This is a genomic window from Phenylobacterium sp., assembly GCF_044372605.1.
GTDB lineage: Bacteria > Pseudomonadota > Alphaproteobacteria > Caulobacterales > Caulobacteraceae > Phenylobacterium.
In genome coordinates, this window is the sequence record NZ_JBILRO010000167.1 from 1 (window position 1) to 7,623 (window position 7,623).

10 protein-coding genes are annotated in these 7,623 nt (G+C 68.6%); 4 read left to right on the forward strand and 6 right to left on the reverse strand.

The genetic code is table 11. From position 1 onward, the window contains the following. Nucleotides 1–382: PAS domain-containing protein (locus ACIQ42_RS13085; protein ID WP_397422650.1), on the forward strand; the 382-nt coding region annotated here is incomplete at its 5' end. Nucleotide 383: 1 nt separating this feature from the next. Here ACIQ42_RS13085 and ACIQ42_RS13090 read toward each other — a convergent pair. Genes ACIQ42_RS13090 through ACIQ42_RS13100 form a run of 3 tightly spaced genes read right to left on the reverse strand, consistent with a single transcriptional unit; the run spans nt 384 to nt 2,541 of the window. Then, entirely contained in the window at nt 384–1,340 is a 957-nt protein-coding gene (locus ACIQ42_RS13090; RefSeq protein ID WP_397422651.1) for a hypothetical protein, read from the reverse strand. Nucleotides 1,341–1,342: 2 nt separating this feature from the next. Beyond that, nucleotides 1,343–1,762 (reverse strand): SufE family protein, encoded by a 420-nt coding sequence (locus ACIQ42_RS13095; RefSeq protein WP_397422652.1) that lies wholly within the window; start codon nt 1,760–1,762, stop codon nt 1,343–1,345. Nucleotides 1,763–1,803: 41 nt separating this feature from the next. Further along, on the reverse strand, nt 1,804–2,541 hold the full coding sequence (locus ACIQ42_RS13100; protein WP_397422653.1) for a sensor histidine kinase: 738 nt from the start codon (nt 2,539–2,541) through the stop codon (nt 1,804–1,806). Nucleotides 2,542–2,681: 140 nt separating this feature from the next. On the opposite strand from ACIQ42_RS13100, the gene ACIQ42_RS13105 reads away from it, so the two are divergent. Then, complete coding sequence (locus tag ACIQ42_RS13105; RefSeq protein WP_397422654.1) at nt 2,682–4,310, forward strand: sensor histidine kinase; 1,629 nt, start codon at nt 2,682–2,684, stop codon at nt 4,308–4,310. Here ACIQ42_RS13105 and ACIQ42_RS13110 read toward each other — a convergent pair. Beyond that, nucleotides 4,307–5,158, reverse strand: a complete 852-nt coding sequence (locus tag ACIQ42_RS13110) for a hypothetical protein (protein WP_397422655.1) — start codon at nt 5,156–5,158, stop codon at nt 4,307–4,309. The two genes, ACIQ42_RS13105 and ACIQ42_RS13110, sit on opposite strands and share 4 nt — an antisense overlap. A 150-nt stretch (nt 5,159–5,308) precedes the next feature. On the opposite strand from ACIQ42_RS13110, the gene ACIQ42_RS13115 reads away from it, so the two are divergent. After that, nucleotides 5,309–5,641 carry a DUF1491 family protein gene (locus ACIQ42_RS13115; RefSeq protein WP_397402804.1) on the forward strand — a complete coding sequence of 111 codons (333 nt, stop codon included), beginning with the start codon at nt 5,309–5,311 and terminating at the stop codon, nt 5,639–5,641. A gap of 6 nt (nt 5,642–5,647) precedes the next feature. On the opposite strand, the gene ACIQ42_RS13120 is transcribed toward ACIQ42_RS13115, so the two are convergent. Together ACIQ42_RS13120 and ACIQ42_RS13125 are read right to left on the reverse strand one after the other, a co-directional pair. After that, the gene (locus tag ACIQ42_RS13120) at nt 5,648–6,283 is read right to left on the reverse strand and encodes a hypothetical protein (RefSeq protein ID WP_397422656.1); all 636 of its coding nucleotides are present in this window, start codon (nt 6,281–6,283) and stop codon (nt 5,648–5,650) included. A gap of 243 nt (nt 6,284–6,526) precedes the next feature. Next, complete coding sequence (locus ACIQ42_RS13125; RefSeq protein ID WP_397422657.1) at nt 6,527–6,721, reverse strand: hypothetical protein; 195 nt, start codon at nt 6,719–6,721, stop codon at nt 6,527–6,529. Between the two features lie 119 nt (nt 6,722–6,840). On the opposite strand from ACIQ42_RS13125, the gene ACIQ42_RS13130 reads away from it, so the two are divergent. Then, the coding region (locus ACIQ42_RS13130) for a hypothetical protein (protein WP_397422659.1) at nt 6,841–7,623 on the forward strand (783 nt) is incomplete at its 3' end.

Consider the following 7,623-nt stretch of genomic DNA (forward strand, 5'->3'; position numbering starts at 1 on the left):
AGGCGGCATCAAACGTCTATTGCCCACTGTCAGCCTTACAGAAGTGATCGCCGGCGAGACCTTGGACTACCGGTTCCGGCTGGCCGGGACGGGGCTCTACAGCGTCTACGGCCGCGAGATCACGGGCCGCCGTCTCTCCGAGGTCTACAACTCCGCCGCCGGCGACTATTGGCGCGCCGAGCTGGGTCGGGTGGTCACTGAAGCCCGGCCAGGCGTCGGCATCCATAATCTGGGCTGGCGTGGCGCAGCTCATCTCTCGATCGTCTGGATCCGCCTGCCGCTGTCGCGCGGCGGTTCGGACGTGGACATGATCCTGGGATATGACGCCGTCGTCGGCATGAGCGCCATGGCCAGCGGCATCCGCGCGGCCACAGCCGCCTGATTCAAGGCGTGGGCGCAGCTGGTGGCGTCGCCTCTGGCGCAGTCTGTCGGCCCAGCCGGGCAGCGGTCAGGATGTTCACGATCGAATAGTTGCCTTCGTGGCACGCGTATTCAAACAGTGCCGTGGTCGGGCCGAACACGTACTCGCCTCTGATGGGCTGGGTATAGAGGTAAGGGTCCGTCACCTTGAATTCGTAGTGAATCTCGGTCGGCGAGGTCCGCCGGAAGCGCTCGATAACCGTGGTCAGCGGCGACACAATCAGGCTGTCTCCGCCCTTCGTCAGACCCGGACGGTAGTTCGAGGTTTCGATGACCAGGACGTCGCCCTCCCACTTCCCCGTGGAGTCACCCAGCCATGACGGCGGCGACCGGGGGTCGCGCGGCTGACCCAGGCGGACGATGCGTGCGTCGTGATAGCGTTCTGCCAGGATGACGACATGGCCCGGCGCTTCAAGGATCTGCAGCACGTTGGCGTCTGCGGTCGGAATACTGGGTGCGCCGGCGGTGTCTGACGCAAGACAGCGTTCGTCCTGCGGTCGGGCTTCGACATTGTCATAGCCCCGCCGCCGTCTTGGCTCGATGCCGAGATCGGCCTTGGCCGCCTTTGTGAAGGGCAGCTTTCCGTCCGACGGCTCGATGATGATCGACGAGCGGATCTCGCCACGCACACGCAGCAGGCCGGATCCCGTCTCAGGAAACTCTGAGGTCGCCTGGCCAATTTCGTCAGAACCGACGTTCACGCCGCCCGAGGGTTTGAGCTTCGTCTCCCAGGCGTGCGCCTGCTCCGGTGTGAGCACGAGCGCTTTCAGCTCGTCCGGCCGCTCCAGTTCCGTGAAGGAGGCGCCTGTCCAAAGGCCTTCCAGGGCCGCCGACGCAGGGCGCGTCGTCTGCTTCTCGCGGGCGACCGCCGCGCTCGTCAGGCTCAGGAGGGCAAGGCCCAGTATCAGAGCGTTTCGCATGGCTAGCCTACCGCTTCAGCATCCCGACGGATCCGCGTCACCATCGAGGCCAGTCCATTGGACCGCTGCGACGACAGCGCTTCGTTGAGCCCCAGCTTCGCAAAGGCGGCCTTGATATCAAACCCCAGAATCTCTGACGCGGTCCGTCCGGCGTAGAGCCTCAGCAGAATCGCGATCAGGCCCCGCACGATGTGGGCGTCTGAGTCCCCGCGAAAGCCGATCTCGTCGTCCGCACCCGGTTCCGTGACCAGCCAGACCTGGCTGGCGCAGCCGCGCACCTTGTTGGCGTCGCTCCGCTCTGCATCGCTGAGAGGGGCCAGGTCCTTGCCCAGATCGATCAGATAGCGATAGCGCTCCTCCCAGTCCCCCAGAAGTTCGAACTCGTCGGCGAGCTCCGCCAATGCGCTGTCGATATCGGCCATGGGCGCGACTTAAGGAGGGTGAGACGCCGTAGCAACCTTGATCAGGCCGCCGGCAAGATCACGATCGCCGTCAGGCCGCCGCCCGGCGACGGCGTCAGTCTCAGGCTCCCGGCCATGGCCCGGCAGGTCAGGTCGCAGATGGGCAGACCAAGGCCGGTGCCCTCCGAGTGCCGCGTCAGGGCGGTTTCAGCCTGCTCGAACGGCGCCATGAGGCGTGGAATATCGGCCGGATCAATCCCCGGCCCGTGATCCCGGATTTCGATCTCAACGGTTTCGCCCCGCACGCAGGCGCTCACCTGCACAGCACCGTTTTCCGCCGTAACTTTCATAGCGTTCTGCAGGAGATTGAAGAGCACGGTGCGCAGGCCCCGCGGATCGGCGGCCACGGTGGGCAGGCTATCGCGTCCCGCCACCACAACTGTCACCCGGCGCGCCGCCAGATCCGAACGCAGGGTCGCCAGCACGTCATCCAACGCAAGCTCGACGGGCTCCGGCCGGGTCTCGAAGTCCAGAGTCCGGCCGTCCAGTCGCGCGATCTCCAGCACCTGATTGACCAGCGTCAGCAGCCGTGCGCCGCTCTGATGGATGATCGCGGCATAGTCCTTGTATTGGGGAGCCCCGAGGGGACCGTACAGTTCCGTAGAGAGAATCTCGGAGAAGCCCAGGATGGAGTTGAGCGGCGTGCGCAGTTCGTGGCTGACCATCCTCAGGAAGGAGCGCTTCTGCGCGTCCAGGATGGCCTCGACTTCGACAGACGGCGGGGTGGCCGGATGAGACATGCGACGGCGTTGAACCCGGGCGAGCGTGACCTGCAGGTTCGCCGATTGCGCTTACGAAAGTCTTTCGTCGCGGCGGGTCGTCGGAAGTGGCGCGCGGGCGTAGTGTCTCGTCGATACGTCTGGGGGCGGCGGGATTCGTGATGGCCAGGGCTCGTCCAAGCGCATTGACCGGGAAGCCGCCGCGCGGCGGGGCTGGCTGGCACCTGGGCTGGGTGCTGGCGATCCTGGCCGCGGCCGGCGCACTCGCAGGCGCAGGCCTGTTGGCGCAGGGCCCCGAGGCGCTGGCGCTGGCGGCGGTGGGAACAGCAGCGCTGCTGGGCGCTGTGCTGTCGCGGCTGGGGCGAGGGGCGCGGATCGCAGGTGTCCTGATCTGGGGCGCCGGGGCGACGGCGGCGGTTCACCTCACCGGCGGCGTGGCCGGTCCGCTGGCCGCCTGGTGCCTGGCGCCTGCGGCGGCGGGACTGGTCTGGCGCGATCGCGACCTGGGCGCTCTGGGCGCCGCCACGGCGCTGGCGACTGCGGCGCTGTCGGCGCTCACGCCTGTGTTCCAGACCCTGCCGCAGCCGGACATCGCGCTTGCACCCTGGCTGAGCCTGCTGGCGCTCTCGAGCGCCGTGGTGGGCTTTGCCGTCGGCCTGATGGGTCAGCTGGGCGAACTGCGTCGTGACCAGCGTCGGGACGCGCGCCAGGCCATGGAGCGGACGCTGCTGCATGACCAGCCGCACCTGCTGGCCCGGCTGAGCCCCGAAGGCCTTGTCCGGATCGCGGCGGGGGCTCCGGTCGCTGGTCTTGAGCCCGGCGACCTTGAAGGCCACCCCCTGGGGGAGCTATTCGCCGAAGCCGATCTGCCCACGTTTGACGCCGCCCTGCGTGAGGCGGCCGCCACCGGCCAGGCGCTGGTGCAGGTTCAGGCGGCGTTCGACCCGGACTGCTGCCTCGAGATCGCGCTACGCCCTGGCCCCAACGGCGATCTGATCGCCGCCGTGCGTGACGCCACCGTCCAGCACCTGCGCGAGCGGGCGCTCGACGAGGCGCGCTTGTCCGCCGAGCAGCAGAACGCCGGCAAGTCGCGGTTCCTGGCCAATATGAGCCACGAGCTGCGCACGCCGTTGAACGCCATCATGGGCTTCTCCGACATCATGCGGCAGCGGCTGTTTGGCCCCATGGCTGACCGCTACGCCGAGTACGCCGGGCTGATCCATGAGTCCGGCAGCCACCTGCTGGAGCTGATCAACGACATCCTCGACGTGTCGAAGATCGAGGCCGAGCGTTACGAGCTCACCCTGGAGTACTTCGATGCGCGCGAGGCTGTGGAGTCGGTGCTGCGGCTGATGCGCGGTGAGGCGGAGCGGCTGGGGGTGCATCTGCGCGCCGTCCTGCCGCCCGGGTCGCTCTACGCCGAAGCCGACCGCCGGGCGCTGAAGCAGATCACCCTCAACCTGATCTCCAATGCGCTCAAGTTCACGCCACGGGGCGGGGCGGTCACCCTGTCCCTGCAAGCGCGCAATGGAGGTCTTGAGCTGGTCGTCGCCGATACCGGCGTCGGCATCGCGCGTGAGGATCTGGAGCGGCTTGGACGCCCCTATGAGCAGGCCGGCGACGCTCAGCAGCGGGCGGCGGGGTCCGGCCTGGGCCTGTCCCTGGTCCGCGCCTTCGCCCGCCTGCACGGCGGCGAGATGAGCCTGGAGAGCGCCGTGGGTGCGGGCACCGCGGTGACGGTCCGGATGCCTGTGCTGGCGTCCGACCCGGCCATCCGCCAGCACGTCTAGCGCGAGGCGAGTCGCAGGAAGGCGCGGCCGGCGGCGAAGTCGCCCACCTCCACATAGGCGGTCCGGACCCGCTCGCCGGAGAACAGGAACTCCACGGCGATGGACTCGCGCGGGTCGAGGTCGCCCAGCGCCTGGGCGGCGGCCACCGGGAAGCGAAACGCCCAGCCCGCCTCCACCGCCTTGGGCAGCAGCTCCGGCCCCGCCGGGCTGCGGGCCTCGGCCAGATAGCTGCGGGTAGCGGTGCGCGGCGGAAGCTTGGCGCTCAGGGGCGCGGCCTTGCCGGTGGCGATCAGGTAGGGCCCCAGCGTGCGGGCGCCATCGCGCATGACCAGGCGCGCCGCATAGGGCGTGCGGCCATCGGCGAAGGTCGCCACCGCCAGCAGTCCGTTGGCGCCGTCCCAGCCCGCCAGCCCGAAGGTCATCCGGTCCGCGCCGAACCGGCTGTCCTGCGACAGCCGCCAGCGCGCCGCCCGGCCCGTGGTGCGATCGGCCCGCCAGTCGGCGACATCGCCGGGGTAGACCATCCGGGAAATACGCTGATAGCCGGCGAACGCGCTCTTCACGCGGTTGGCGGCGTCGACCACCCGCTCACTGTCGCACTCCAGCCGCGCGGCGCGAAAGCGGGCGTCGCGCTCCAGGCTGGTCAGGGTTCTGGCGTCGGATCCGGCGCGGAGCGCCGCGCCCCGGGCCTGCTGCGTCGCCGCCGCCAGCGCGGCTGCGACCTCCGGCGAGAACAGACCGCAGCGGTCGCCCGCCTCGCTGGTCGCCGCACGTTCGATGAACAGGTCGACCGGCCTGGCCAGCGCCACGCCGGGGGCGGCCAGCACGGCCAGACCCGAAATACCCATCCACCGCCACGCCGGCCTCGCGCTTCTGCGCGTGCTCGTCATGCGTTTAGCCTCTCGCGGCCTTGTCTGGCCGTCTGGGCGCAAGCTGTAACCCAGGAAGGTTGACCCGGGGTTGACGGGCGCCCGGCGCATCAGCGCATGGTCTGCGCCATGCTGCTGTCTGCCGATATCTGGGTTGGCGCCCTGATCCGCCGCGTCGAGATCGGCGGCGGTTTCGCCGTGGTCGTGCGCAAGGGCGACCCGCGCGCCGGCGCGGTGCTGGTCAAGATCCTGAACCGCAGCGACGGCACGGCGCGGCTGTTGGCTGAAGCCACACGGGGCGACGGCGACCGCATCTGGATGCAGCCGGTCGCCTCCACGGCCGAGCCGGACCTGGACCGCTATATCGAACGCGCCGTCCGCATCGACCCCGATGTCTGGGTGGTGGAGATCGAGGACCGCGAGGGCCGGCACTTCCTGGTGGAGCCGGTGGAGAAGGGCTGAAGCGCCTTACCCGTCGTCCGCGAGTTCCATTTGGGGGAAGAGCCAGCTTTCCAGCGGCTTGGGCAGGCTTTCCCAGTCGGGATTGTAGCGCAGGCCGTAGCGTCGGCAGACGTCGCGGACCAGCCGCTCCACCGGCGCGCGGGCCAGGACCGGATCGGCGACGGCGGCCAGCGCCTCATCGGCGAGGCGGTCCCGAAGGCGGGCGGCCGCAGGCCGGTCGAGACGCTCGGTCTCACGCTCGTTCCAGATGATCCGCTGGACCGCCCGCTGCAGGATCGCACGGCGCCGGTCAGCCTCCGCCCTTGCCGCCGCCGCATCGGGCCGGGCCTCCGGTATCAGCCCGCCCGCCGTCAGGCCACGGTACGACAGGGTAGGGCTCTCGCCGGTCAGGTCGACGCGCCGCCCGTGATGGACGTGATGGTTTTCCCAGCCCTGGGCCAGGCGCGCCCTGAGCGCGATCGACTGACGTAGCGAGCGGGTGACGCGATTGTAGGCCCGCGTGATATCGGCCGCCTTCTCCGCATCCGCCTCGCCCATGGCCTCGCCATAGAGTCGCCGCGCCAGCGCCAGATCCATCGCCGCGATCTCCCGCAGGACGGCATCGTCCTCGGGCAGTTCGGGAATATCGACGGGGGTGGACATGAACAAAACAAGAACATTAGACCCGGAGAATGTCAACTTGTTTCGAGTTGGTGGGCGGGGCGCTGGATAGCCGTTTGACTGGACCTCTTGGCAGATGGGTCGGGGTTTTGGCCAGGACGCCGAAGATCGGTCCCTCTGAGGGGGATTAAGTGAAGCGCCACCGTAGCCGTATTTTGCGCTCAGCACTTTGCGCGGAAATGGGGATTATTGCCACGGTCACCGAGTTGTCACGGTCTTGGCGTCTCAGGCATTTTCCGTCCGGTAGGCTGCGCTCCTGGCCAGTTCTTCAGCCACTAGCGGGTACTTCTGGGCCAGTATATGGAGCTGGGCCTTGAGGGCTCCCAGCTCATAAGCTTCCCGGCCACACTTGCCATAGCAGAAGCGATCAGTGCTGTGGGGGCTGGACTCGGCTGCAATGCCTTCCAAGTAAGCCGTCACGGCAGGATGCTCCTCAACGATGTTCATAGCTGTTCCTTTATAGTTCGTCGTGGTACCCGGCGGTTTGGATATCACGCCGGGGGTTATTGCAACTGTCATCGTATTCTGGGGGAGAAGCCATGAAGCCGCTGATCGTCATCGCCGTCTGGCTTGCCATGGCCCTGGGCGCCGCCGCCCAGGCTCAGGATCGCCCGCCCATCTCGCGCGCCGCCGGCGGCAAGCCGGACCTGAGCGGCGTCTGGACCAACGCCTCGCTGACCTGGCTGGAGCGGCCTGCGAGCCTCAAGGGTCCGACGCTTTCCGAGGCCGAGGCCAAGGCGCGGGCCGCCGCCGATCCCATGAAGAAGGCTGCCGAGCGCGACGCCCTGCCCAGCGATCCCAACGCCGGCCCGCCGCCGGCCGGGGAGGGCGCGCTGGGCGCAGCCCATAGCGCCGTCTTTCTCGACGCTGGCGACGCGTTCGCCAGGATCAAGGGGCAGTACCGCACCGCCTGGATCGTCACGCCCGACGACGGTCGCCTGCCGCTCACCGATCTTGGCCGCCAGCGCTCGCGCGAGGCGGCGGTGATGCGCAACCGCATGGACCCCGACGGACCTGAGGACCTGGCGCCGAATGACCGCTGCTTGATCGGGTCACGCGGCTCGGGTGGGCCGGGCATGCTCAACAATATCTATAACTCGAACTACCGCTTCCTGCTCACCGCCGACGCTTTGGTGGTCGTGGTCGAGATGGGGTTCGGGGTCCGAGTGATCCCGATCCTGCCGACCAAGGCCGCCGCCCAGGCCGCCCATGGCCCCGTGACCCTGCATCCCTGGATGGGGGACAGTACCGCCTGGTGGGAGGGCGACGCCCTGGTGGTCGAGACCGTCAATGTTCACCCTCAGCAAGGACGTTTCGGCCCG

What these genes read in the sequence shown, in the direction of transcription:
- ACIQ42_RS13090 (WP_397422651.1), bottom strand. Translation starts at nt 1,340, where the DNA reads ATGCGAAACGCTCTGATACTGGGCCTTGCCCTCCTGAGCCTGACGAGC.
- ACIQ42_RS13095 (WP_397422652.1), bottom strand. Translation starts at nt 1,762, where the DNA reads ATGGCCGATATCGACAGCGCATTGGCGGAGCTCGCCGACGAGTTCGAA.
- ACIQ42_RS13100 (WP_397422653.1), bottom strand. Translation starts at nt 2,541, where the DNA reads ATGTCTCATCCGGCCACCCCGCCGTCTGTCGAAGTCGAGGCCATCCTG.
- ACIQ42_RS13105 (WP_397422654.1), top strand. Translation starts at nt 2,682, where the DNA reads ATGGCCAGGGCTCGTCCAAGCGCATTGACCGGGAAGCCGCCGCGCGGC.
- ACIQ42_RS13110 (WP_397422655.1), bottom strand. Translation starts at nt 5,158, where the DNA reads ATGGGTATTTCGGGTCTGGCCGTGCTGGCCGCCCCCGGCGTGGCGCTG.
- ACIQ42_RS13115 (WP_397402804.1), top strand. Translation starts at nt 5,309, where the DNA reads ATGCTGCTGTCTGCCGATATCTGGGTTGGCGCCCTGATCCGCCGCGTC.
- ACIQ42_RS13120 (WP_397422656.1), bottom strand. Translation starts at nt 6,283, where the DNA reads ATGTCCACCCCCGTCGATATTCCCGAACTGCCCGAGGACGATGCCGTC.